This is a genomic window from Acinetobacter sp. YH12040 (genome assembly GCF_013420005.1).
Lineage (GTDB): Bacteria > Pseudomonadota > Gammaproteobacteria > Pseudomonadales > Moraxellaceae > Acinetobacter > Acinetobacter amyesii.
Genome location: NZ_VOZB01000005.1, coordinates 186093 through 209008, shown reverse-complemented (window position 1 = coordinate 209008; position 22916 = coordinate 186093). Strand labels below are relative to the sequence as shown.

Here is a 22916-nt window from a genome sequence, read left to right as displayed (position 1 = left end):
TTTTTTATTTGCCTGTTTGTTGAAAGCGCTTAAGGTTTTAGTCCAACTGGGTTTCGATACCAACTTTCAATAAATAATGCTGCAGCAAGGCTGTCGGCAGAAAGATTCTTCGCACGGCCTTGGGATTGATAGTGATCTAATTCATCACGCGCTTCACGTGTCGTTAAGCGTTCATCGACCATCAAGGTTTCAATATTGGTTTGGTGGCGAAGGCGTCGTGCAAATTTACGCGCACGTGTGGAGAGTTCAGATTCGCTATCATCCATATTGAGCGGTAGACCCACGATGAACAAATCCGGCTGATACTGTTTCACAATCTTGAGTAGATTATCCCAATTGGGAATGCCATCTTTCATGGGAAAGAGTGGCAGGGGATTTGCACTTTCAATCAAGGCTTGTCCCACAGCTATTCCTGTTTTTTGTGTGCCAAAGTCAAAGGCCATAATCATTTGATATTGTGGTAAATCAGGCATGTCCAATCTCAGATGATAACCACATGCGGTCTACGCCCATTTTTTTATAGGCAGCATCCCAGCGGTCGTCATAAGGTAAGTTAAATATTAAATCCATGTCTGAGTCACAAATGAGCCAATCACCCCGAGCAATTTCTTCTTCTAATTGCCTTTTACCCCAACTGGCATAGCCTAGAGCCACCTGATAACGACCAACACCTTCATTGTGCGCAATCGCATCTAAAATATCTTTAGATGTGGTAATGCAGACATTTTCACCTATAGCAATAGACGAATGCCATGTCGGTTGACCGGTATGAAGAACAAAACCTGCCTCTGGGCGCAAAGGACCACCTTGCAACACTTCATGAGGATGCACATTATCTGCCTCAATTTCCAAATCATTCAATAGTTCTTTGATCTGCAAGCCCGAAGGACGATTAATAATGATGCCTTGAGCGCCATCTTCATCATGTCGCGCTAAATAAATCACCGTATTGGCAAAGAATTCATCGTTCATTTCGGGTGGAGCAATCAGGCAGCGGTGTGTGAGGTATTGTTTAGTCACCTAATGGCTTCTCCTTATTGGGGTAAGTTTGATTCTTGGGGTGAATTGCATTCGAATAACGTTGTATTTATCAACATACTAGACTCACAAGTTTTCAACAATGAGTTTTTCTGCAAATTCAATATTTGTCATGCTCGACCGGTGAGGGACATGCTAAAAATCTTCATCGTGCAGGCAGGTCTACAGTACGGTGAATTGTAAAGCGATGATTGGTGATTTGAACAACAGCAGTACAAAAGTGAGGAGAAGATATACGTGATGGATGACTGAGATTGCTTAAAATAGCAGGATAAACTGAGGGTAAAACAATGACACATTATTCAAAAATAATAGGGATGGCACTCTGTGCAAGCCTACCTATTTCAGGCTTTGCAGGAAGCGCTGACTTACAAAAACATGAATCTCAGGTGATTAAAAAATATAAAAACTTAAATTTTTATGAGGTCAATGAAGCGATAGAACGTGAAATTGTGGATGTCATTGCGGCAGATCCGAGCAGTTTTCACTACGGATTTACGCAACTCGAAAAGCAAGGTTTTGTTCATGTGCAATATTCACCAGATAAAAAACTTAAATTTTATAGTTTTGATGTGTCTGGCGGAGGCACCATGGGGGAGTGGAGCAGCTATGTGCAATATGCAACGGGAAAAACGCAACATTTAGATCAATTTGACTCAGGCTATATCAATCAAATTTTGCCGGTCAACATCCAAAATAAAACCGTATATTTGGTGAAGAGTTATTATAAAGGTGATAATTGCAGTGGACTACATCATCTAAGAGCTGTTGAAGTTGGACCAAAACAGTTACTTAAATCTTATGTATTTCAAACTAAGCAAAAGAAACTAGATCAAATCTCGGTAGATTATGACTGCCATTATGAAACCGATCGTCGTAGCGGTAATGAATATCTCAAAATCAGTCCGAAACACGTGGATGTTATGTTACTCAATCAACAACATCAGCCGCAGTATAAATATTTACGCTATAGCTTGGGCTCAAAAGGCTTTGTGTATCAGGGGATTTTCAAATAGTGTATTTAAGAAAAAAGCCTGTGTACTTTGAATACACAGGCTTTTTTGAAAGCATCAAAAATTAACTATGTTGAAATTTTAATTGTCGCAACTGTTTTGCGTGTTGTAAGGTCGTTTGACTAATCTCCACACCACCAGTCATTCGAGCCAGCTCTTGGATCCGATCATCTTCTTCTAATTCGATAATGGTACTGCTTGCAGGATCCGTTTGACGTTTTTTCACCAAGAGATGTTGGTCAGATTGGGCAGCGACTTGGGCTTGGTGAGTAATACATAAAATTTGAACATGCTGTGCCAAATCAGCCAACAAACGCCCGACAATTTCTGCCGTTCCGCCACTGATCCCGACATCAATTTCATCAAAGACTAACACTTCGGATTCGGTTTTTTCAGCATTCATCACTTGCATGACTAAGGCGATACGTGACAATTCACCCCCCGATGCCACGCGTGCTAGAGGCTGAGCAGGAATCCCTTTGTTGGCTGTGAATAACAGCTGAATAAAGCTTAAACCTTCACTCGAAACATGTTCAAGCGGTTCAAATTTAAATTCAAAATGCGCTTCAGGCAGAGCCAGTTGTTTGACTTGTTCAGTTAATTGTTTAGCCAATGGCGTAGCAGCGTCTCGGCGTATTTGATCCAAGTGCTCGGCTTTGGAAATGAAGTCTTGATGAGAAACCTCGACTTGTTCTGCCAACGTTTCAGGATCTTCCAGCTGATGCAGTTGCTCTAACTCAAGTTGCCATGCTTCGTATTCTTGTTTTAAATCTTCAGGCTGAGTACGATATTTACGCGCTAGGCGATGAAAAACTTCCAGTTTGGTATTTAATTCGTCCATACGTTCAGGATCAAAACTTTGACGATCAATAAACTGACGTAAATTTGCTGTCGCGTCTTCAATTTCACTTTGAGCGTTCAGCAGCGACGTATAAATTTCAGAAAGTTGTTCACTACGCCCTGCATGCGATTCAATCCGACGAATGATCGCGCCCATTTCTTGATTGATATTTTGCTCGGCGTCATCGAGGACATTTAGACTATAGCTACAATCCTGCATGATATGTTCATGATGACTGAGACGGTCAAATTCTTGCTCGATTTCTTTGTAGTCCGTTTGCACAAGGTCTTCAAGTTCTTCTAATTGAAGTTCAAGCGTTTCTATCCGTTGCTTACGTGTGGCTTGGGCATCGAGTGCTGCTTGGTGCTGTCGAATATCCTTTTGCCACTTGCTATAGGCATCACGAACGGCTTGAGCCGGCTGATAAAAATTGTAATAGCGATCTAGCCAATGTTTTGGATAGGGCGGTTCTAAGAGTTGTTGTTGGCTGTGTTGGCTATAGAGTTGTACCAATAAGCGGCCAATTTCTTTTAACTCAGATAAGCTGCTCGGACGTCCATTAATCCATGCTTTGCTACGACCTGTTGCAAAAATCACGCGACGTAAATGGATTTCTCCAGACTCATCATCCAGCTCATGTTCTTTGAGCCACAGTGCTTCAGGACTGTGCTCTTGGTAGCTAAAGGTCGCTGTTACATCGGCTTTGTCTGATCCATAGCGCACATAGTTGGTGTCTGTACGTTCACCTAAGCAAGCTGATAATGCGTCTAGAAGTAAAGATTTACCAGCACCTGTTTCACCCGTCAGGACGTTAAAGCCTTGTTCAATGTCGATGGCTAAATGGTCGGCTAATGCAAAATTGATCAGAGTTAAATGTGTCAGCATAAACGCATCCGAGCTGCGAAAAGTTCTAGTTAAAGATAATTAAGTTTTGTTTTGGTCACAAGATAAGTTTTATTTTAAGATGACGAAAAACCTCATAATTCTATCCTAAATTTCAGTTTAATAAGAAATTAGTTTCGTATCTGCCGTAAGCACGCAGTGTAGTGATGCAAAGAGTAAATGATCTTGCATAACGTGAGCTTAAACCATCCAACATTTTGCTAAGTTCTCACAAAACACGTTTGTGTATGTATTCTTGTATCTAATCTAAAGTGTTATTGCCTTAAAACGTCATGATTTGGTCTCTTAAATCCGTCCATATAATTCATTATCCATGTATATCTGTGAAATGATTTTGCAGCGTTTCTATAGACCCTAACTAGGACTTTAGTGGATGAAATAAAAAAAGTATTTTGTACAAAAGTACAGTTTGTTTTAGATTCTCAATGTCAAGATAGTGAGATGGTATTGGGACATATCCACTTCTCAGATTTTTGTAATTATCTATCTCAAAATTTTCAACACTGATTGATTAGTTTTTGCAGCACAATTAAACTACTTCGATCAAAATATTATAAATATGCTTTATCTGGAGAAAACGCATGTCAGCACAGTTTGATCATGTATCAGTCATCAAAAAATCAAATGTTTATTTTGGCGGTCTATGTATCAGCCACACTGTGCAATTTGAAGATGGAACCAAGAAAACACTGGGTGTGTTGCTTCCAACTGAACAAGCGCTGACTTTTGAAACCCATGTACCTGAACGTATGGAAATTATTTCAGGTGAATGTCGTGTTCAAATTGCTGATAGCGAAGAAAGCGAACTATTCCGTGCGGGTCAATCATTCTACGTGCCAGGTAATAGCCGTTTTAAAATTGAAACAGATGAAGTCTTGGATTATGTGTGCCACTTAGAAGGCTAATAATTCAATCCATTTAGGCACAGTTTTTTAACTTCAAATCGGTTAAACTATGTGTCATAGCATAAATCCTGTAAAGCTTGCTTTGCAGGATTTTTCTTTTTGATAACCTAAGCTGTGCGCTGGGTGATCATACCCTGTTTAAAAGTTTATCGAAGTTTGCAAATTAGAGGTCGTTCATGGCGAAACCGGAATATTATTATGGCGTTCATTCAGTGGAGTCATTACTGGAACTTGAGCCAGAACGCGTATTAACTTTATTTGCGTTAAAAGGACGTGATGATCAGCGTTTAAAACGTATTTTTGAGTTGGCAGAACCGTTTGGTGTCAGCATTCAAAAAGCTAGCCGTGATAGTTTGGAAAAACTTGCGGGACAACCGTTCCATCAAGGTGTGGTCGCGGCTGTACGCCCCCATCCAGTCTTAAACGAAAAAGATTTAGAGGCTTTATTACAAGCCAATCCCAATGCGTTGCTATTGGCTTTAGATCATATTACAGACCCACATAACCTTGGTGCATGTATCCGTACAGCGGCAGCTATGGGCGTTGAAGCCGTGATTGCACCGCGTGATCGTTCAGCGACACTTACCCCAACAGCCCGTAAAGTTGCTGCTGGTGGTGCTGAAAAAGTGAAGTTTATTCAGGTGACCAACTTGGCACGTACATTGGCTCAAATCAAAGAAGATTTTAACGTGCGTGTGGTCGGCACCATGCTAGATGAAAAAGCGTTGCCGATTCAAAAATTTGACTTCACTGGTACGGGTGTATGTGTGGTGATGGGCGCTGAAGATACAGGTTTGCGTCCTATTACGCAGGCGCAATGTGATCAAACTGTTTTCATTCCAATGGCTGGTAACTTGCAAAGCTTAAATGTCAGTGTCGCAACCGGTATGGCATTGTATGAAGCATGTCGTCAACGTAATAATGAATTGAAATAGAAGTGATGATGTCTCCCCAAAAGCAAGGTTATTTATATGTTTTCATTACCATGTGTATTTGGGGCGGATTCACCTTAACAGCGCGTTTAAGCGCCAATTGGGGAATCAGTGCTTGGGATATCACGGCACTTCGGTTTGCTTTGGCATTTTGCATCTTAATGCCAATTTTGATTTATAAAAAAGATACGGCTTTTTTATGGAAGAAAGAGCCTTTTATCCTCGCCATGCTCGGCGGGGTGACCTATTGTTTAACAGCCTATAGCGCATTTCATTATGCTCCTGCGGCCCATGCTGCAATTTTCCTCAATGGTTGTATTCCCTTATGTACGGCCATAGCCGCGTTTCTGATCTTCAAACAGCCGATCGATAAGCATACGTGGATCAGTGTGGTGATTATGGTCTCTGCCATTAGCTTAATGAGCTATTTAATGTACGTCGAGACTGGTGTGGCATTTGGTTTAGGTGATTTGCTATTTTTTATCAGTGCCATTTGGTGGGGGATATTTACGGTATTGCTTAAGCAATGGAGGCTCTCTGCTTGGCATGCCATGGCGGGGGTTGCGGTTTGGTCTGCCGTGGTATTCGTGCCTATTTATCTACTATTTTTCCCTAAACATTGGTCTGACCCAGAGCCATTGCAACTCATTGGACAAGTTATCTTTCACGGTATTTTTGTAGTGATTATTGCGACTTTAACGTATGTAGAGGCGATCAAGCGTCTGGGTGCATTTAAAGCCGGAAGTATCGTAACTTTGGCACCTTTTATTGCTGCAATTTTAGCGGTACCGCTGCTGAATGAACCCTTAAGTTTTGCAATTGTGTGTGGATTGGTCGGGATGGGGATTGGAGCGATTCAACCTTGGAAATGGTTGGGACGAAAGGATAGTCTAGAGCAGCAACTCGAACAACAAAAAAAGCAGTCTGAGTAAGACTGCTTTTTATTTAGCTTTTTTCAGCGTGCGCTAAGTACTTAAGATGCAATGGCTGAAGCTGCGCATAAAGATGATCTAAATGACCATCATTCAGCACGATATCATCGGCGATTTTTTGCTTTTCCTGACGTGACATTTGTACGTGAATAATTTTTTGGATTTGCTCGATAGTTTGACCATCACGCTGTGATGCACGCTGAATTTGCAATTGTTCTGTGGCATCAATAAGTAAGGTGTGATTGGTTAATTCATGTTGATTGGTTTCAAATAACAGCGGCGAAACCAAGATGACATAGGGGCTGGTGGCTTCATTTAACTGTTGGATAATGGACTGACGTATTGCAGGATGGGTAATGGCTTCAAGTGTTTGACGTGCTGTAGGATCTTTAAAGATATATTCACGTAAAGCGCGCCGATTTAACTCACCATTCGCAAGTAAAACCCAATCACCAAATTGTTGTTGAATCTGAATCAGTGCGGGTTGCCCCGGTTCGACAACCTCGCGAGCAACGATATCAGCATCGACGACTTGAATGCCTTGGAGTTCAAACCAATTGCTTGCAGCAGATTTTCCGCTACCGATACCACCTGTTAAACCCAAGACAAATGTCATACAACGACCTTACTGACCCAAATAAATTTTCATAATTTGATCACCCCATAAAAAGGCGATCCATCCAGCGATGGCAATATAGGGACCAAATGCAAAAGGTTGGTTTTCTTTACGAACTTTGAGCAAAATAATGCCAATGATTGCACCTACCAGTGAAGAGAGTAATACAATCAGTGGGAGCAGGAAAGGGCCCATCCATGCACCCAACGCAGCTAAAAGTTTAAAGTCACCATAGCCCATGCCTTCTTTGCCAGTGATGATTTTAAATAAATAGTAAACAATCCATAGGCATAAGAACCCGATGATATACCCCCAAATGGCTGAGGTTGCAGAGGTATAAATGGCATAGCTATTCACGCCAAGCCCGAGTGCAGCCAAAGGAAGGGTATAGCGGTCAGGTAAAAGTTGGGTGTCAAAGTCAATAAATGTTAAGGCAATCAATACATAAGTCAGCACTAGACCAAACAGCATTTGGATAGTTGGACCAAAAACTGCAACAACAATCAGCGCACAGATCATGGTGAGTAATTCGATCAGTGGATAACGGCTACTGATTGGATTTTGGCAACTTCCACATTTTCCGCGTAAAACGATCCAACTGATAACCGGAATGTTTTGATACCAACGAATGGGCATTTTGCATTTTGGGCAGGTTGAAGCAGGTGTGCTCAGTGTGATCTTTGTTTCGTCAATAATCGGTTGATCCGGATGTAAAAACAGTTGGCAATCCGTACGCCATTCTTGTTCCATCATCTTTGGTGTGCGGTAAATTACCACATTCAAAAAACTACCGATGCAAAGACTAAAAATCCCAACTGCGATATATAACGCAATTGGGGTATTAATTAAATATGTTATTAATTCTTGCATTAAACCACAGAACCCATTTGGAAGATTGGAAGATACATTGCAATCACAAGACCACCAACGAGGACACCTAGTACCGCCATAATCAAGGGTTCCATCATCGAAGTTAAGCCATCTACGGCATTATCCACTTCATTTTCATAATGGGTTGCCACTTTGTCTAGCATAGCATCCAAGGCACCGGATTCTTCACCAATAGCCACCATTTGAATCGCCATAGATGGGAATTTATCGGTGACACGCATAGCAAATTGCAGTTGTTGACCAGTCGCCACATCTTCACGAATTTTCATGACCGCTGTTTCATAGACCACGTTGTTGGTTGCACCTGCAGTTGATTCGAGCGCATCGATTAAGGGTACGCCCGCGGCAAATGTGGTTGCCAAGGTACGGCTATAGCGGGCAATAATTGCTTTATAAACCAAATCACCAAAAATCGGTGCTTTGAGTGCAGCTTTGTCTAAGAAGTCTCTGAAAGCTTTGCTACGTTTTTTTGCTTCCATGAAACCAGCAATCACAGCGCCAATTCCAATGATGAGGAAGAACCAATATTTTTGCATCCATTCCGACATGTTCACTACCATTTTGGTAAAGGCAGGTAGGTCTGCACCAAATGATGAAAACAAGTCTTGGAATACGGGAACTACTTTTACCATCAAAATGATTGTCACAATAACAGCGACAACAATTACCGCTGCTGGGTATTTCATGGCTTTTTTGATTTTTTGCTTAAGCAATTCACTTTTTTCTTTGTAAATTGCAACACGGTCTAGCATAGTTTCAAGTGCACCCGACTGTTCACCTGATTCAACCAAGGAGCAAAATAGGTTATCGAAATACTGCGGATATTTTCGCAGCGCACCGGCAAAGGTATTACCGCCTTCAACTTCACCTTTAATCCCCAAGACTACTTCACGCATGGCTGGGTTTTCTAAGCCTTCCGCTACGATTTCGAATCCTTGAACGAGCGGTACACCAGCTTTCATCATGGTTGCAAGTTGGCGCGTGAATACCGTGATATCCAAAGTGGATACTTTCTTTTTCATCAAGCCTTCGAGAATATTTTTGCGTTTTTCTCGAATGGTTTTAATGGTGATGCCTTGCTTACGTAAAGTAACTTTGGCTAAAGCCATATTACGCGAAGGCATTTCCCCTTTGATTTTCGCCCCTTTGCGATCCACGCCTTCATAACTGAAGGTTGGCATCATCTGCGCTTTTTTTACAGCCATGAATTTATCCTTATTTTTAAATACTAATTCACTTACTCACTGGTCACACGATTGACTTCTTGAAGTGAAGTCACCCCCTGCATGACCTTAATTAAGCCTGAACGGCGTAAATTGTTAAAACCTGCTTGATTTGAAGCTTCGGCAATTTGTAAGGCATTGCCGTCTTCCATAATAATTCTTGAAATTTCAGGTGTCACTTTCATGACTTCGTAAATACCCACACGACCTTTATAGCCTTCACGGCATTCGGCACAACCCACAGGCTGGTATATTTGGAATTCTGGTGTATTTAAATCATCTTCGGTAAAACCAAGCTCCAATAGACTTTGTTTTGGTACGTCTACTGTTTCTTTACATTGTGAACATAGGCGACGTGCAAGTCGCTGCGCAATGACAAGGTTCACGGATGTCGCGATGTTAAATGAAGGCACGCCCATATTGCGTAAGCGTGTCAGTGTTTCAGGTGCACTATTGGTATGCAGTGTAGACATCACCATGTGACCTGTTTGAGCCGCTTTAATTGCAATTTCAGCCGTTTCTAAATCTCGAATCTCACCGACCATCACAATATCAGGGTCTTGACGTAAGAATGATTTTAAGGCTGCAGAGAAGGTGAGGCCGACTTTATTATTTACGTTGACCTGATTGATCCCTTCTAAGTTAATTTCCACAGGGTCTTCGGCCGTTGAAATGTTGGTATCTTCACGGTTAAGAATGTTTAAACCTGTATATAGAGATACGGTTTTACCGGAACCCGTTGGACCGGTAATGAGTAGCATGCCTTGTGGTTTTTCTAAAGCCTGCATGAACAGTTCTTTTTGATCCGGTTCATAACCCAACGCATCAATCCCTAGCATCGCACTAGATGGATCAAGGATACGTAGAACAAGTTTTTCACCAAACAAGGTCGGTAAAGAGTTTACACGGAAGTCGATAGCTTTGTTCTTTGACAGCTTTAACTTGATACGACCGTCTTGAGGTATACGCTTTTCCGAGATGTCCATTTGTGACATGACTTTTAAACGTGAAGCGAGTCGTGTAGCGAGCTGCAAGGGCGGATTTGTAATTGTTCTTAACACGCCATCGACACGGTAGCGGACGCGATAGGTTTTTTCGTAGGGTTCAAAATGTAAGTCAGATGCACCCATACGAATTGCGTCGACTAGCAGCTTATTGATGTATTTAACAATCGGAGCTTCATCCCCCGTTGCCTCATCTTCATCTTCTTTCGCTGGATCAATAGTTTCCTGTTCTAAATCAAGATCAAAGTCATCATCAAAGTCAAAAGTACTTTCTTCAGCAAAGTTCTGTTCAATTAACTTTTCAAGTTTGTCATGTTCAACAATAATTGTTTCTGTATTCAGCTTACTACCAAATCGAATGGCATCCACTGCTTCAATATTGGTGGGATTACTGATTGCAACGAATAATAAATTGCCATGTTTAAAAATAGGCAAAATACGATGCTTGGTAATGAGTTTATCTTCAAATTCATCACGTATAATTAAAGACGTATCATAAGTTGAAATATCAAAAACCGGTTCACCGAACTCTATCGAGATGGTTTCTGCGATCAGGCGTGCTGAAAGGTGATATTCCTGAATCAAATGCGGCACGATATCTTGATGAGCCTTTTTTGAATTTTGCAGCGCTGCTTGCATTTTTTCGGCAGACAGATGCCCTTCGTCAACTAAGCGACGAATAAACCCCGTAAATCTTGAAGAACCTTGAACTGCTGTCATGCTTTTACTTGCCTATGCTTCAGTCTGTTTATAATTGGTATAGCAAAATTATACTTTTGTTGCACAAAAATACCATATCTTAAAGTGTTGTCACTAGCTAAGAATTGGTAAAAAGCATGAACCAGTCCTTAAATCTGCTTAATTTTTTTACAGAAAAGTGAAGATCTTGGAATGACTGGTGTGCTTCGAAGATGCAAATGTGTTGAAATTTATCTTCAAAATTATGAATTACGTGTAGAATGTGCCCGATTTCATCTTTGTCATGTGGGATAAATATGTCGGGTTCGACGATTACGCCTTGGGTAGTGGGTAACTGGAAAATGAACCCATTGCAAGCCGATGCTGGCGCACTTCTTAAGAATTTTAAGCAATTATTAGATGAACAAAATATTGCTGAAGCGGCATGTCATATTGGGGTTGCACCAACAGCTATTGCTCTGACCACGGTGCAAAATGAATTAACACAAGCTAGCCGTAACATCATAACCGTTGCACAAGACGTTTCTCGCGTTGCAGGTACAGGTGCATATACGGGTGAACTCAGTGCTGAGCTATTAAAAGATTATGGTGTTGAATTTGTACTGATTGGTCATTCGGAACGCCGTGAAATATTCGCTGATCAACCGCATATCATTAATGAAAAAGTAAAAAATGCATTAAACGCAGGTTTGACTGTGATTTATTGTGTGGGTGAAAGCTTGGAACAACGTGAAAGCGGCCAAGCAGAACAGATTGTATTACAACAAATATGTGATATTGCTGCTGTTGTACAAGCAGAGCAGTGGAAACAAATTGTGGTAGCTTATGAGCCAATTTGGGCCATTGGTACAGGTAAAACAGCGTCACCTGAAGATGCGCAAGCGATGCACGCTAAAATTCGTGAAGGTTTAAGCCAAATCACCCCAATGGGACTTCATACTGCGATTCTTTATGGTGGTAGTGTAAAACCTGAAAATGCAGTAGAGTTGGCAGCCTGTCCGGATATCAATGGTGCGCTGGTCGGTGGTGCATCATTAAATGCAGAGTCGTTTTATAAAATTGCTCAAGCATTTGCAAATACAAAATAATTAGGAGTTCAGCATGCATACGTTTGTGCTGGTGGTACATATTATCTTAGCGATTTTAATGATCGTGCTGATTTTAGTTCAGCATGGTAAAGGCGCAGATGCGGGTGCATCTTTTGGTGGCGGCGGTGCTGCAACTGTATTTGGTGCATCGGGTTCGGGTAACTTTATGACCCGTTTGACTGCGATTTTAACGGCTTTGTTCTTCGTTACGAGCTTGACACTTGCTGTGTTTGCAAAGAAACAAACGACAGATGCTTATAGTCTGAATGCGATTTCTTCAGTACCGACTGCGCCTGCAAAATCGGCTGAAACTTCGCCAACTGCACCAAAAAGCGCTGAATAATTTATTTAGCACTTTCTTTTTTGACGTGTTGCGACTAGAATGCGTCACAGCTGCGGTGGTGGTGGAATTGGTAGACACGCTACCTTGAGGTGGTAGTGCTTTCGGGCGTGGGGGTTCAAGTCCCCCCTTCCGCACCAACTTATAATCCAGAACATAAGTTGGTGTATGCAGCAAAACTCTGTTGATGCGGGATGGAGCAGTCTGGTAGCTCGTCGGGCTCATAACCCGAAGGTCGTTGGTTCAAATCCAGCTCCCGCTACCAATCAATTCTATTTTTAAGATGCAAACTTTTAAATGGACAGCTTTTAAAGCTGAGAAAACTATTTGCATATTGATGCGGGGTGGAGCAGTCTGGTAGCTCGTCGGGCTCATAACCCGAAGGTCGTTGGTTCAAATCCAGCCCCCGCTACCAATCTTATATGGCACACAATCTATATAAGCAGTTTATCTGAAAGTCATTGTGATGTTGATGCGGGATGGAGCAGTCTGGTAGCTCGTCGGGCTCATAACCCGAAGGTCGTTGGTTCAAATCCAGCTCCCGCTACCAATCCTCTGAGATGCAACTCAGTAGGGCAATTCTTCAGGTTGTTTAGATTGAAAATGACCAAGAAATTGTATATAATTTTTGCATGTTGATGCGGGATGGAGCAGTCTGGTAGCTCGTCGGGCTCATAACCCGAAGGTCGTTGGTTCAAATCCAGCTCCCGCTACCAAGTTTCTAAAAGAGGCTCACAACTAGGTGGGCCTTTTTGCACAGTGGACTATGGTTTTCTGTGTAATAATGGGGCGATTTACGCCCTTTTTTATTGGCTATCGTGTAGTGTCGACAGTATTTTGGTCAAACCGTCATGTTTCACTACTACTATAGTTTCGCATTGGTCTGTAGTGGTCATTTCGACCATCGAATCGCACAAATTTGACGAGAGTAAATGAAGCTATCAAATAAAACTCAAGCACTTCAGGACTTAATTGCCCCAGCGGTGCAAGCATGTGATGTAGAACTTTGGGGGATTGATTTCCAACCTCAAGGAAAACGTTCACTGTTACGTATTTATATCGACCGTGAAGTTGATGAAAATGCAGAACCTGTCATCAATGAAGATGGCGAAGTTGAGCAAGGCCGTGGTATCGGCGTGCAGGACTGTGTTCGTGTCACTCAGCAAGTGGGTGCGATGTTGGATGTACATGATCCAATTTCAGGCGAATATGCATTGGAAGTGTCATCTCCAGGTTGGGATCGTCAGTTCTTTAAATTGGAACAAATGACGGCATACATTGGTCAGCAAGTCGCTTTGCGTTTGATCAGTGCTGTAGATAATCGTCGTAAATTCCAAGCCAAACTTGTAAACGTAGACCTTGAGAACGAAATGATTCAGGTTGAAGTTGAAAAGCAACAAGTGTTGGATATTGACAGCCACAATATTGATAAAGCAAATCTGGTTTTCCAAGATTAATTTAATAAATAAGAATCTGAACGAATAGGTGACTTATGGCTCGTGAAATTCTTACCGTAGTAGAAACGGTTAGTAACGAAAAAGGTGTAAGTCGTGATGCAATTTTTGAAGCGCTTGAACAAGCTTTAGTTGCAGCGACTAAGAAGAAATTCTACGAGGGAACTCACTCGGAAGAAGCTCGTCTACGTGTAGAAATCGACCGTCGTACTGGTGATTACCGTACTTTCCGTCAATGGGAAGTGGTTGCCGACGAAGATCACGAAATGCCAGCATGCCAAGATGCGATCTCTGATGTAGATCCTGCAAAATGGGCAATTGGGGATATCCGTGAACTTGAAGTTGAATCGATTGATTTTGGTCGTATTGCGGCACAAATTGCGAAACAAGTGATTGTTCAAAAAATTCGTGAAGCAGAGCGAGCGCTAATTGCAGATGCTTACGAATCTAAAGTTGGTGAACTCATCTACGGTGAAGTGAAAAAACAAACCAAAGATGGCTTTATCATTGATTTAGGTGACAATGCAGAAGCATATCTTGCGCGTGAAGAAATGATCGCTAAAGAAATTCTACGTCCTAAACAACGTGTAAACGCGATTTTGTTTAACGTAAACCGTGAAGGCCGTGGTGCTCAGTTATTACTTTCTCGTTCTAAACCAGAAATGCTTATTGCATTGATGAAGAAAGAAATTCCTGAAATTGCTGAAGAAATCATTGAGATTAAGGCTGCTGCACGCCAACCTGGCGTTCGTGCTAAAATCGCTGTGAAAACAAACGATCACCGTATTGATCCTGTAGGTGCATGTATTGGTATGCGTGGTACACGTATCCAAGCAGTTCAATCAGAGTTAAATGGTGAGCGTATTGATGTAGTCGTTTGGTCTGATGACGCGGCACAGTACATTGCAAGTGCTCTAGAGCCTGCTGATGTATCAGGTATCGTGATTGATGAAGAAGAACGTACTGCAGATATTATTTTTGCAACGAGTGATCAGTTAGCACGTGCAATTGGCTCTCAAGGTCAAAACGTACGCTTAGCATCTGAATTGACTGGTTACAAGCTCAATATGATGCTTGAAGAAGAATATCACGCACGCCAACAAAACGAAGCGCAACAATATTTAGATATGTTTGTTACACGTCTAGATATTGATGAAGACTTAGCGATGGCGTTAGTTGAAATGGGTTTCACATCATTAGAAGAAATCGCGTATGTTCCTGCGGAAACATTCGATGAGATCGAACTTGATGCTGAAACTGTTGAAATGCTACAAGGTCGTGCAAAAGAAATTGCATTGGCTGATGCATTGAAGCAACAAGAAAACATCCAAGAGCCAAGCGAAGAGCTTGCTGCAATGGAAGGCGTGACTAAAGAAATCGCATATGCGCTTGCCGCTCGCGGTGTGGTAACTGTAGATGATCTTGCAGATCAAGCCACTGACGATATCTCTGATATCGAAGGTTTAGGTGCTGAAAAAGCAGGTCAACTTATTATGAAAGCGCGCGAATCATGGTTTAACTAGGAGGTAATATATGACGGACAAGTCGATTAAGGAGTTAGCTCTCAGCGTGGGTCGTCCAGTTGAGAAGCTACTGGAACAGGTTCGTGATGCGGGTTTACCACAAACTAAACCTGACGATATTATCTCCACTGAACAACAAAATGCCCTCGTTAACCATTTGAAAAAAGTTCATGGTCAGGATGCGGGCAATGCAGGACAAATCACGTTGAAACGTAAAACTACCAGTACTGCTAAAGTGGCGAGTACATCGGGCAAGGCAAAAACGATTAATGTAGAAGTTCGTAAGAAACATACATTTGTTAAACCGGATCCTGAGCAAATTAAAGCTGAAGCATTAGCGAAAGCACAAGCTGACCAACAAGCACGTAAACAGGAACCTAAGGTTGAAGCGAAAGCTGAAGAACCGAAGCAACAACCAGTATCTAAAGCGAAACAAGCTTTAGAAGCAATGCGTGCTGCTGCGAAGCAAGAACATGCGAAGCAAGAAACACCGAAAGCTGCGGTTGTTGTAAAACGTAAGTCAAACAACAAGCCAATTACAAAACCTGTTGAAACTCTAGAACAGAAAAAAGCACGTGAAGCTCAAGCAGCACAATTGAAAGCTGTAGAAGAAGCGGCGCGTCGTAAAGCCGCTGAAGAAGCGCAACAACGTACGCTTGAGCAAATGCGTCAAATGGCGTCTAAGTATTCTAACGAAGACACTACTGCGACCATTCGTGTTGTAGATGATTCTCCGCTTGCTGCCGGCCTTGTAGGTCAGGCATATGAAGATTCATTTGCGAAAGAAGACCGTGAAATTAAACGTGGTACCAATACCAACAATTCACGTTCACCTAAAAAAGGTGGTCGTCGTGGCGAAGAGCAATCTTTCCGTGATAACTCACATAAACGTGGTTTAAAAACAAGTCAAGCGAACAAGCATGGCTTTGAAAAACCAGTTAAAAAACAAGTTTATGATGTTGAAATTGGTGAAACAATTGTTGTTGCTGACTTGGCTGCGAAAATGGCGGTTAAAGTTCGCGAAGTTATTAAATCACTCATGAAAATGGGCGAATTGGTTACTCAAAACCAAGCGATTGATCAAGAAATTGCAGCACTTGTTGTTGAAGAAATGGGTCACAATCCAGTACTTGTTTCGGATACACAAGCAGAAGACAACTTACTTGAAGCAGCTGAAGAAGCGCGTGGTGTCCAAACCACTCGTCCGCCAGTTGTGACAATTATGGGTCACGTTGACCATGGTAAAACATCACTTCTTGACCGTATTCGTCGCTCTAAAGTGGCTGCAGGTGAAGCAGGTGGTATCACACAGCATATTGGTGCTTACCATGTGAAAACTGAAAAAGGTATTATTACTTTCTTAGATACACCGGGACACGCAGCATTTACTGCAATGCGTTCACGTGGTGCGAAATCTACAGATATCGTAGTGTTGGTTGTTGCAGCGGATGATGGTGTTATGCCACAAACTGCGGAAGCGATTGACCATGCACGTGCAGCAGGTACGCCAATTATTGTTGCTATCAACAAAATGGATAAAGAGTCTGCTGATCCAGATCGCGTATTGAATGAGTTGACGACGAAAGAAATCGTACCTGAGCAATGGGGCGGTGACGTTCCAGTGGCAATGGTTTCTGCGCACAGCGGTGCAGGTATCGACGAACTTCTTGACTTGATCTCAATTCAAGCCGAACTTCTTGAGCTTAAAGCATCTGAAGAGGGTGCGGCACAAGGTGTTGTAATTGAAGCACGTGTAGACAAAGGGCGTGGTGCGGTAACATCGATTCTTGTTCAAAACGGTACATTGAAAGTGGGTGACCTTGTTCTTGCAGGTTCGTCATACGGTCGTGTACGTGCAATGACAGATGAAAATGGTCAACGTATTAAATCTGCTGGTCCTTCGATTCCTGTGGAAATCTTGGGTCTACCAGAAGCGCCAATGGCGGGTGATGAAGTTCTTGTTGTAAATGACGAGAAAAAAGCACGTGAAGTAGCTGATGCGCGTATGGATCGTGAACGTCAAAAACGTCTTGAGCGTCAATCTGCGATGCGTCTTGAAAATATCATGGCGTCTATGGGCAAGAAAGATGTGCCTATTGTCAACGTGGTATTGAAAACAGACGTACGTGGTACTTTGGAAGCATTACACGTTGCACTTGCTGAACTTGCAACTGATGAAGTGAAAGTACGTATTATTGGTTCAGGTGTTGGTGCGATCACTGAGTCTGACGTAACACTTGCTGAATCTTCAGAAGCGGTTCTTCTCGGCTTTAACGTACGTGCTGATAATACTGCACGTCAAAAAGCTGATGCTGATGGTATCGACATTCGTTACTACTCGATCATCTATCAATTAATTGATGATGTGAAAGATGCGATGAGCGGTAAATTGGCGCCTGAACACCGTGAAACAATTCTGGGTGTGGCTGAAGTACGTGAAGTGTTCCACTCAAGTAAATTCGGTGCTGCTGCAGGTTGTATGGTACTTGAAGGTACATTACACCGTAATAAACCGATTCGCGTATTACGTGATGACGTGGTGGTATTCCAAGGTGAGCTTGAATCTCTTCGTCGCTACAAAGATGTGGTTGAAGAAGTTCGTGCCGGTATGGAATGTGGTCTTGCGGTGAAAGGCTATAAAGACATCAAAGCACAAGATAAGATCGAAGTGTACGATGTTCAATTAATTAAACGGAGTCTTTAATGGCGGGTAGTCAACGTCTGAAGCGTATGGCGGATACAGTACAACGTGAGTTGTCAGAACTGATCCGTCAGGAGCTGAAAGATCCACGCTTAGGTGGTCTCGTGACCATCTCTGCCGTGAAGGTGAGCCCAGACTTAGGATATGCCGAAGTTTATGTGACTGTAATGGGTCGTGAGCTAGGCGATGAGCAAAGTGAAGCCGCAAATAAAGAAACTTTAGATGTCTTGAATAAAGCATCTGGTTTCTTGCGTCATGAACTAAGCCGTCGTATCAAAACACGTATTACGCCACGTTTGCGTTTCCATTACGACAAAACAAATGCTTATGGCAACTATATGTTTGGTCTAATTGCGGAAGCGGTCAAGGACTTACCTCCTACTGACGAAGCAAAAAAAGATGATGAATAATTCAGTTCGCTGAATGAAAAAAGCCACCTTTGGGTGGCTTTTTTATGTTTGAATAACGGTAATTTAAAAACTCAATCACTTTAAAATTATAATATGCCAATGAAAGACAGGTCGAACATGATATTCAATCCGCCTATCTGTAAAAACAATGAAATGAAAAAAATCATGCTATTGAGCAGCATATTACTCATCACTATGCCAAGTTGGGCATGTCTAAATACCTATGTAGAAGATTTTTATACATTTGATTCAGAAAAAGAAAATCAACGCGAAGAACATCATGACGAAAAATTAAATCACTTTGTATTAAGGCATCCTAGCCCAATAGACTATCAGGCAGAGAATGATTATGCCGTACATCAGATCTACGCAGGCCGTTACGATTTAGCCATTAAGGTTTTACGTGCAATTGGAAATTGAGTATCCAGGTTTACCGAAGATGGCAGTGAATTTAGGCACAGCTTATGAGTTGATCGGTAATATTAAACTGGCCAAAAATTGGATTGCAGAAGGTATGAAGCGTGATCCAACGATTCACCTTGGAAGTGAATGGATTCATCTGAATATTTTAACAGCCAAAGAAAAACGTGCGACAGCAAAATATTTTCATGAATATCCATTGTTAAATGTACATTATGGAACAGGCTATGTTCCTGATGGACATTGGAGTGATCAGCGCAAACCCACAACAGCGGAATACGATGCCATACGAGAACAGGTCAGCTTACAAATCAGTGAGCGGAAGAATTTTGTTTCAAGACAGGATGCCGTGATGGCACAGCTGTTTTATGAATTGGCGAATCTTGAGATGAGCCAGAATCAGCCTGGCTGGTATAACAATTTTCAAAGTAGTTTTGAGACTAACTTACTGATTGATTTAGCTAGGCAGTATGGTTTAAAAAAAACACCTTATAACCAAAAACGTTTGCAATATATGGCTCAAGGGAATGTAATTGAGAAATTATGGATGAAAATTAAAGATTTTTGGGCTATAAGGGATAATCAAAACTGGATCTAGATTTAATCCAGATCCTCTGGTTTTGAATGGAGTTTAGAGTGAAATGCACGGCGCCGAGTTCGCTGCCAAGGAAGAGGGCGATTCAGAGCTTCTGGTGCCTCACCACTCATCGAGCGCAGTCGTAAATGTAATGCCGCTTGTGCCATGAGGTTTGCAGAAACCGGTGCAGTGATAAAAGCAAAAAGCGTGATCAGGATTTCTGCAAATCCAAAACGGCCTTGAAATGCTGCATAAATAATTGCAGCAATTAGAAAACTTCCTAAGCCTAAGGTGCTCGATTTGGTCGGTGCGTGCAGTCGCATAAATAAGTCGGGTAGGCGAACCATGCCAATACCGCCGACCAACATGAAAAAAGCGCCAATCACCAAAAAAATCGAGACCAAAATTTCCATGACTAATTGCATATTAAAGGACTCCTAGTCGATGACGTGGCCAGTGGTGAAATAACGCGCTAAAGCAGCTGTAGATACAAACCCAAGCATGGCAACCAATAAAGCCCCTTCAAACATTGATGTACTTGCCCAATAAATACCTAAAATGACGATTAAGCAGGTGGCATTTAAGAACAAAGTATCTAAAGCAAGTAGTCGGTCCACAACTGAGGGTCCCATCACCAAGCGGATGAGGCACAGTAACATCGAGATCGTCACCGCAACTAAACAAATGCCAAGCGCATAAGGTAAAATTGTCATGCAGACTCTCCTGTATCAGCGCCAAAAATAAGGATGAGAGGGCGCTCATAGCGCTCTTTAATGGTTTGAATTTCTGCTTCAGGATCATCCGTGCTCAGAGCATGGACCAAAATATCACCACGGTCTTGGTCAATTCCGGCAGACACCGTACCGGGTGTCGTGGTGATGATCATCGCAAGCAGAGAATTGACTTCTTCATGCTGTGTATCGAGAGGAACACGGAACCATTTCGGATGCAATTTATGTGTCGGACCAAGGACGAGTTTTGCAACATGGATATTACTGACAATAATATCCCATAACACCACAAAGAATAATTTACATGCTGCCAGCCAGTTGATATTCGGTGTACGATCAATAAAAGGGCGAACCATTCGCGGAATAACAATTGCTAAAACCAAGGCCATGCATAGTGTGGCCGCATCTAAACTGTGCGCTAACATCACCCAGCTCAGACCAACCATGACTGAGACCAATGGATGCGGAAACCAGCGATTGAATAAAGATATTGTCGCCATGTTAAGGCACCTCCATTGGTTTCAGCTGGGTCTCTTCAGGCAATTTTTCTTCTTGTTGCTGTCCCTGAATTTGGCGTCGCTTATATTCAGAAATATGTTCGCCATTTAGGGTTTCAGGCGCAATCAATGCAGGGATGAGGTGTGCATTTGGATCCGCTGATTCGCCACCATATTTGGTTTCAGGTAAATTTTCAGGATCATAAGGTTGAACACTGATAATTTGACCTTCTTTATCCTTTTTCAATAGCAACGATTCATATAATGGGTTGTCTTGAATTTGCTGCGCAGTCTTGTAGGTATAGTCATAGATTGGTGCAGCAAAGACCATATATCCCACAAGCGCTGTTAATAGTAGATAAATGGTCTTGTCATTGCGTAGCGGAGCCTTATTCGGCAAAGCCTGATAACGTTGATATTCTTCAGTATCAATATCATCTTCTGGACGAGATGAACGCCAGAAAAGTACAAAACCAACGCGGGTAAATGCCATGATACTGAGTAAACTCACCAACAAAACAATTAAAATAATCATGATTTGGTAAGGTGAATTGGCTGTTGCTTGTAAGATAAATACTTTACCCAAAAAGCCGCTAAATGGTGGTAGACCAGCCATCATCAACGCAATGATGAAATAGCAGACAGCAACTGTATTATGCTGTTTCATGCGGGGCGCAAGTTTAAAATGATCTTTAAATTCGCCGCGTTGTGAGGTAATCCAACCCGATAGAATATAAAAAGCTGCACCAATAATGGTACTGTGAATCAGGTAATAAAGTCCTGCAGCCCATGCATCCGTATTAAAGAGTGAAATCGCAACCAATATTGTGCCGATAGAAGACAAAATCATAAAACCGACAAAACGACGTAAACGATCCGTTCCGATTGCACCATAAGCACCATAGAGCGACGTCACTAAACCAATCGGTAATAGCCACTGCTGTAAGATTTCACGGCTAATCCCATCGTCAAACACAGTGCCATTAACACGGAGAATGGCATAGATGCCGACCTTGGTCATAATGGTGAACAAGGCTGCGACAGGAGTGGTTGCCACAGCATAGGTCTTTGGTAACCAGAACCCTACAGGCAGCATTGCTGCCTTGATGCCAAAGACGGTAAACAGTAACAATGCACCAGCTACAGCAATACGATGTTGATCCGCTTCAAGCAAAGGCATAAGTCGTGCAACATCTGCCATATTTAAGCTACCTACACTGCCATAAATCATCCCGAGTCCGATCAGGAAGAGAGCAGAGGCAAATAGGTTAATGGTGACGTAATGAATACCCAATTGAAAACGTGCTTTGCCTTGGCCGTGTAAGAGCAAAACGTACGATGCCATCAACAGGATTTCAAAGAAGACAAATAGGTTAAATAAATCGCCTGTTAGGAATGCACCACACAAACCAATCAGTAAGAAATGGCACATAGCATGGAAATAACGACCACGCTCATCCCATTCTTTGCTGGCAAACCACATCACTGGCACAGCAAGACCATAAGTCAGCACCAACATGAATGCTGAGAGTCGATCTAGAACTAAGACAATACCAAACGGTGCGGCCCATTCACTCAGGTTATAAACCAAGACTTGGCCAGAGCTGGCGATCATCAAATAACTGATAGATGTGATCAGCCCAAGGATGCCAGAAACATAGCTGATTCCACGACGCCAAGGTTGTCGCCAGTCATGTGCCAACGAGCCAGAGCCGGGGTTGCCCAACAGGACTAAAATAAATGCAGTAATTGCAGGAATTAAAATACTGAAAATCGGGCTGTGGGTAGTCCAAAATTGGATGAAGTCATGCATTATGGCTCATCCTCCCGCGGGTCAATTTGCGGTATTTCTTCTTTGGAGTCCACATGATCTGTTCCGGTTTCATAGCGGCTACGCAGAGCCAATTGTACGATAAAGGCAGTGGTCGCAAAGCCAATCACAATGGCGGTTAGGACCAAGGCTTGTGGTAAAGGATCGGTCGCTTTGGTTGTTTCCGTTAACACAGCCGGTGCGTTGACATGAATACGTCCCATGACAAATAAAAATAAGTTCACAGCATAGCCAATCATGGCTAAACCCAGCACGACAGGAAAGGTACGTGCCCGCAAAATCAGGTATACCCCTGTTGCGGTCAGTAAGCCAATGGCTGAAGCGAGTAAAAATTCTAAACTAATCAT

At 42.3% G+C, this 22916-nt stretch carries 24 protein-coding genes and 5 tRNA genes; 17 read left to right on the top strand and 12 right to left on the bottom strand.

Translation table 11 applies throughout. The features are described from left to right. Positions 1–29: 29 nt before the first annotated feature. Positions 30–473 carry a Holliday junction resolvase RuvX gene (gene ruvX, locus FTT99_RS07755; RefSeq protein ID WP_180129599.1) on the bottom strand — a complete coding sequence of 148 codons (444 nt, stop codon included), beginning with the start codon at positions 471–473 and terminating at the stop codon, positions 30–32. Then, complete coding sequence (locus FTT99_RS07750; protein WP_180129598.1) at positions 466–1020, bottom strand: YqgE/AlgH family protein; 555 nt, start codon at positions 1018–1020, stop codon at positions 466–468. The genes ruvX and FTT99_RS07750 overlap by 8 nt, the downstream gene beginning before the upstream one ends. Positions 1021–1328: 308 nt before the next feature. Between FTT99_RS07750 and FTT99_RS07745 the strand changes: the two genes are divergently transcribed. After that, complete coding sequence (locus FTT99_RS07745) at positions 1329–2054, top strand: hypothetical protein (protein WP_180110460.1); 726 nt, start codon at positions 1329–1331, stop codon at positions 2052–2054. Between the two features lie 61 nt (positions 2055–2115). Here the strand turns inward: FTT99_RS07745 and recN are convergent, their stop codons facing one another. Continuing rightward, positions 2116–3777, bottom strand: a complete 1662-nt coding sequence (gene recN, locus FTT99_RS07740) for a DNA repair protein RecN (RefSeq protein WP_180129597.1) — start codon at positions 3775–3777, stop codon at positions 2116–2118. Between the two features lie 599 nt (positions 3778–4376). Between recN and FTT99_RS07735 the strand changes: the two genes are divergently transcribed. The 3 genes from FTT99_RS07735 to FTT99_RS07725 all read left to right on the top strand — a co-directional run bounded on the left by FTT99_RS07735 (position 4377) and on the right by FTT99_RS07725 (position 6564). Continuing rightward, positions 4377–4700, top strand: a complete 324-nt coding sequence (locus FTT99_RS07735; protein ID WP_067763086.1) for a pyrimidine/purine nucleoside phosphorylase — start codon at positions 4377–4379, stop codon at positions 4698–4700. A 176-nt stretch (positions 4701–4876) separates the two neighbouring features. Next, positions 4877–5635 (top strand): 23S rRNA (guanosine(2251)-2'-O)-methyltransferase RlmB, encoded by a 759-nt coding sequence (gene rlmB / locus FTT99_RS07730; protein WP_180024258.1) that lies wholly within the window; start codon positions 4877–4879, stop codon positions 5633–5635. A gap of 8 nt (positions 5636–5643) precedes the next feature. Further along, entirely contained in the window at positions 5644–6564 is a 921-nt protein-coding gene (locus FTT99_RS07725) for a DMT family transporter (protein WP_372491165.1), read from the top strand. Between the two features lie 13 nt (positions 6565–6577). Here FTT99_RS07725 and coaE read toward each other — a convergent pair whose 3' ends face one another. From coaE to pilB, 4 genes are read right to left on the bottom strand one after another with little or no spacing between them, the layout of a single operon-like run. Then, positions 6578–7180, bottom strand: a complete 603-nt coding sequence (coaE, locus tag FTT99_RS07720; RefSeq protein ID WP_180102317.1) for a dephospho-CoA kinase — start codon at positions 7178–7180, stop codon at positions 6578–6580. Between the two features lie 9 nt (positions 7181–7189). Beyond that, on the bottom strand, positions 7190–8050 hold the full coding sequence (locus tag FTT99_RS07715) for an A24 family peptidase (protein WP_180106794.1): 861 nt from the start codon (positions 8048–8050) through the stop codon (positions 7190–7192). Beyond that, positions 8050–9276 (bottom strand): type II secretion system F family protein, encoded by a 1227-nt coding sequence (locus tag FTT99_RS07710; RefSeq protein WP_078192563.1) that lies wholly within the window; start codon positions 9274–9276, stop codon positions 8050–8052. Before FTT99_RS07710 ends, FTT99_RS07715 begins: the two co-directional genes overlap by 1 nt. Before the next feature lie 32 nt (positions 9277–9308). Then, entirely contained in the window at positions 9309–11018 is a 1710-nt protein-coding gene (pilB, locus tag FTT99_RS07705; protein ID WP_078192562.1) for a type IV-A pilus assembly ATPase PilB, read from the bottom strand. Positions 11019–11293: 275 nt separating this feature from the next. Between pilB and tpiA the strand changes: the two genes are divergently transcribed. The 13 genes from tpiA to FTT99_RS07640 all read left to right on the top strand — a co-directional run bounded on the left by tpiA (position 11294) and on the right by FTT99_RS07640 (position 19531). Then, the gene (tpiA, locus tag FTT99_RS07700) at positions 11294–12085 is read left to right on the top strand and encodes a triose-phosphate isomerase (RefSeq protein WP_078192561.1); all 792 of its coding nucleotides are present in this window, start codon (positions 11294–11296) and stop codon (positions 12083–12085) included. Positions 12086–12098: 13 nt separating this feature from the next. Next, positions 12099–12428, top strand: a complete 330-nt coding sequence (gene secG, locus FTT99_RS07695) for a preprotein translocase subunit SecG (RefSeq protein ID WP_078192560.1) — start codon at positions 12099–12101, stop codon at positions 12426–12428. A 52-nt stretch (positions 12429–12480) separates the two neighbouring features. Further along, positions 12481–12565 (top strand) — tRNA-Leu (locus FTT99_RS07690). A gap of 48 nt (positions 12566–12613) precedes the next feature. Further along, positions 12614–12690 (top strand) — tRNA-Met (locus FTT99_RS07685). Between the two features lie 73 nt (positions 12691–12763). Beyond that, positions 12764–12840: transfer RNA gene (locus FTT99_RS07680), tRNA-Met, on the top strand. 58 nt (positions 12841–12898) lie between these two features. Beyond that, a tRNA-Met gene (locus tag FTT99_RS07675) sits at positions 12899–12975 on the top strand. 89 nt (positions 12976–13064) lie between these two features. Continuing rightward, positions 13065–13141, top strand: a tRNA-Met gene (locus FTT99_RS07670). Between the two features lie 216 nt (positions 13142–13357). Then, a complete protein-coding gene (gene rimP / locus FTT99_RS07665; protein ID WP_078192559.1) occupies positions 13358–13882 on the top strand; it encodes a ribosome maturation factor RimP in 525 nt (174 codons plus the stop codon). 35 nt (positions 13883–13917) lie between these two features. Continuing rightward, positions 13918–15402, top strand: coding sequence for a transcription termination factor NusA (gene nusA, locus FTT99_RS07660; protein WP_078192558.1), 1485 nt, complete (start codon positions 13918–13920; stop codon positions 15400–15402). Positions 15403–15412: 10 nt separating this feature from the next. Beyond that, on the top strand, positions 15413–18106 hold the full coding sequence (infB, locus tag FTT99_RS07655) for a translation initiation factor IF-2 (protein ID WP_111884116.1): 2694 nt from the start codon (positions 15413–15415) through the stop codon (positions 18104–18106). Beyond that, complete coding sequence (locus FTT99_RS07650) at positions 18106–18513, top strand: ribosome-binding factor A (protein ID WP_078189413.1); 408 nt, start codon at positions 18106–18108, stop codon at positions 18511–18513. The genes infB and FTT99_RS07650 overlap by 1 nt, the downstream gene beginning before the upstream one ends. A 165-nt stretch (positions 18514–18678) precedes the next feature. After that, positions 18679–18933 (top strand): hypothetical protein, encoded by a 255-nt coding sequence (locus FTT99_RS07645; RefSeq protein WP_180129596.1) that lies wholly within the window; start codon positions 18679–18681, stop codon positions 18931–18933. Next, positions 18917–19531, top strand: a complete 615-nt coding sequence (locus FTT99_RS07640; RefSeq protein WP_180129595.1) for a hypothetical protein — start codon at positions 18917–18919, stop codon at positions 19529–19531. Before FTT99_RS07645 ends, FTT99_RS07640 begins: the two co-directional genes overlap by 17 nt. Positions 19532–19533: 2 nt before the next feature. Here FTT99_RS07640 and FTT99_RS07635 read toward each other — a convergent pair whose 3' ends face one another. The 5 genes from FTT99_RS07635 to FTT99_RS07615 are packed head-to-tail and all read right to left on the bottom strand — an operon-like array spanning position 19534 to position 22916. Then, a complete protein-coding gene (locus tag FTT99_RS07635; protein WP_180121346.1) occupies positions 19534–19935 on the bottom strand; it encodes a Na+/H+ antiporter subunit G in 402 nt (133 codons plus the stop codon). Positions 19936–19947: 12 nt separating this feature from the next. Beyond that, positions 19948–20223, bottom strand: coding sequence for a monovalent cation/H+ antiporter subunit F (locus FTT99_RS07630; RefSeq protein ID WP_078192553.1), 276 nt, complete (start codon positions 20221–20223; stop codon positions 19948–19950). Continuing rightward, entirely contained in the window at positions 20220–20741 is a 522-nt protein-coding gene (locus FTT99_RS07625; RefSeq protein WP_078192552.1) for a Na+/H+ antiporter subunit E, read from the bottom strand. Before FTT99_RS07625 ends, FTT99_RS07630 begins: the two co-directional genes overlap by 4 nt. 1 nt (position 20742) lies before the next feature. Continuing rightward, positions 20743–22551 (bottom strand): monovalent cation/H+ antiporter subunit D, encoded by a 1809-nt coding sequence (locus tag FTT99_RS07620; protein WP_180161378.1) that lies wholly within the window; start codon positions 22549–22551, stop codon positions 20743–20745. Then, complete coding sequence (locus FTT99_RS07615; RefSeq protein ID WP_078189407.1) at positions 22551–22916, bottom strand: Na+/H+ antiporter subunit C; 366 nt, start codon at positions 22914–22916, stop codon at positions 22551–22553. Before FTT99_RS07615 ends, FTT99_RS07620 begins: the two co-directional genes overlap by 1 nt.

Coding starts and splice junctions, on each gene's coding strand:
- tpiA (WP_078192561.1), top strand. CDS start 11,294: ATGTCGGGTTCGACGATTACGCCTTGGGTAGTGGGTAACTGGAAAATG.
- recN (WP_180129597.1), bottom strand. CDS start 3,777: ATGCTGACACATTTAACTCTGATCAATTTTGCATTAGCCGACCATTTA.
- FTT99_RS07645 (WP_180129596.1), top strand. CDS start 18,679: ATGCTATTGAGCAGCATATTACTCATCACTATGCCAAGTTGGGCATGT.
- infB (WP_111884116.1), top strand. CDS start 15,413: ATGACGGACAAGTCGATTAAGGAGTTAGCTCTCAGCGTGGGTCGTCCA.
- FTT99_RS07710 (WP_078192563.1), bottom strand. CDS start 9,276: ATGGCTGTAAAAAAAGCGCAGATGATGCCAACCTTCAGTTATGAAGGC.
- FTT99_RS07615 (WP_078189407.1), bottom strand. CDS start 22,916: ATGATTAGTTTAGAATTTTTACTCGCTTCAGCCATTGGCTTACTGACC.
- nusA (WP_078192558.1), top strand. CDS start 13,918: ATGGCTCGTGAAATTCTTACCGTAGTAGAAACGGTTAGTAACGAAAAA.
- FTT99_RS07715 (WP_180106794.1), bottom strand. CDS start 8,050: ATGCAAGAATTAATAACATATTTAATTAATACCCCAATTGCGTTATAT.
- FTT99_RS07625 (WP_078192552.1), bottom strand. CDS start 20,741: ATGGCGACAATATCTTTATTCAATCGCTGGTTTCCGCATCCATTGGTC.
- FTT99_RS07635 (WP_180121346.1), bottom strand. CDS start 19,935: ATGCAATTAGTCATGGAAATTTTGGTCTCGATTTTTTTGGTGATTGGC.
- ruvX (WP_180129599.1), bottom strand. CDS start 473: ATGCCTGATTTACCACAATATCAAATGATTATGGCCTTTGACTTTGGC.
- FTT99_RS07650 (WP_078189413.1), top strand. CDS start 18,106: ATGGCGGGTAGTCAACGTCTGAAGCGTATGGCGGATACAGTACAACGT.
- coaE (WP_180102317.1), bottom strand. CDS start 7,180: ATGACATTTGTCTTGGGTTTAACAGGTGGTATCGGTAGCGGAAAATCT.
- FTT99_RS07630 (WP_078192553.1), bottom strand. CDS start 20,223: ATGACAATTTTACCTTATGCGCTTGGCATTTGTTTAGTTGCGGTGACG.
- pilB (WP_078192562.1), bottom strand. CDS start 11,018: ATGACAGCAGTTCAAGGTTCTTCAAGATTTACGGGGTTTATTCGTCGC.
- FTT99_RS07725 (WP_372491165.1), top strand. CDS start 5,644: ATGTCTCCCCAAAAGCAAGGTTATTTATATGTTTTCATTACCATGTGT.
- secG (WP_078192560.1), top strand. CDS start 12,099: ATGCATACGTTTGTGCTGGTGGTACATATTATCTTAGCGATTTTAATG.
- FTT99_RS07620 (WP_180161378.1), bottom strand. CDS start 22,551: ATGCATGACTTCATCCAATTTTGGACTACCCACAGCCCGATTTTCAGT.
- FTT99_RS07735 (WP_067763086.1), top strand. CDS start 4,377: ATGTCAGCACAGTTTGATCATGTATCAGTCATCAAAAAATCAAATGTT.
- FTT99_RS07745 (WP_180110460.1), top strand. CDS start 1,329: ATGACACATTATTCAAAAATAATAGGGATGGCACTCTGTGCAAGCCTA.
- rlmB (WP_180024258.1), top strand. CDS start 4,877: ATGGCGAAACCGGAATATTATTATGGCGTTCATTCAGTGGAGTCATTA.
- rimP (WP_078192559.1), top strand. CDS start 13,358: ATGAAGCTATCAAATAAAACTCAAGCACTTCAGGACTTAATTGCCCCA.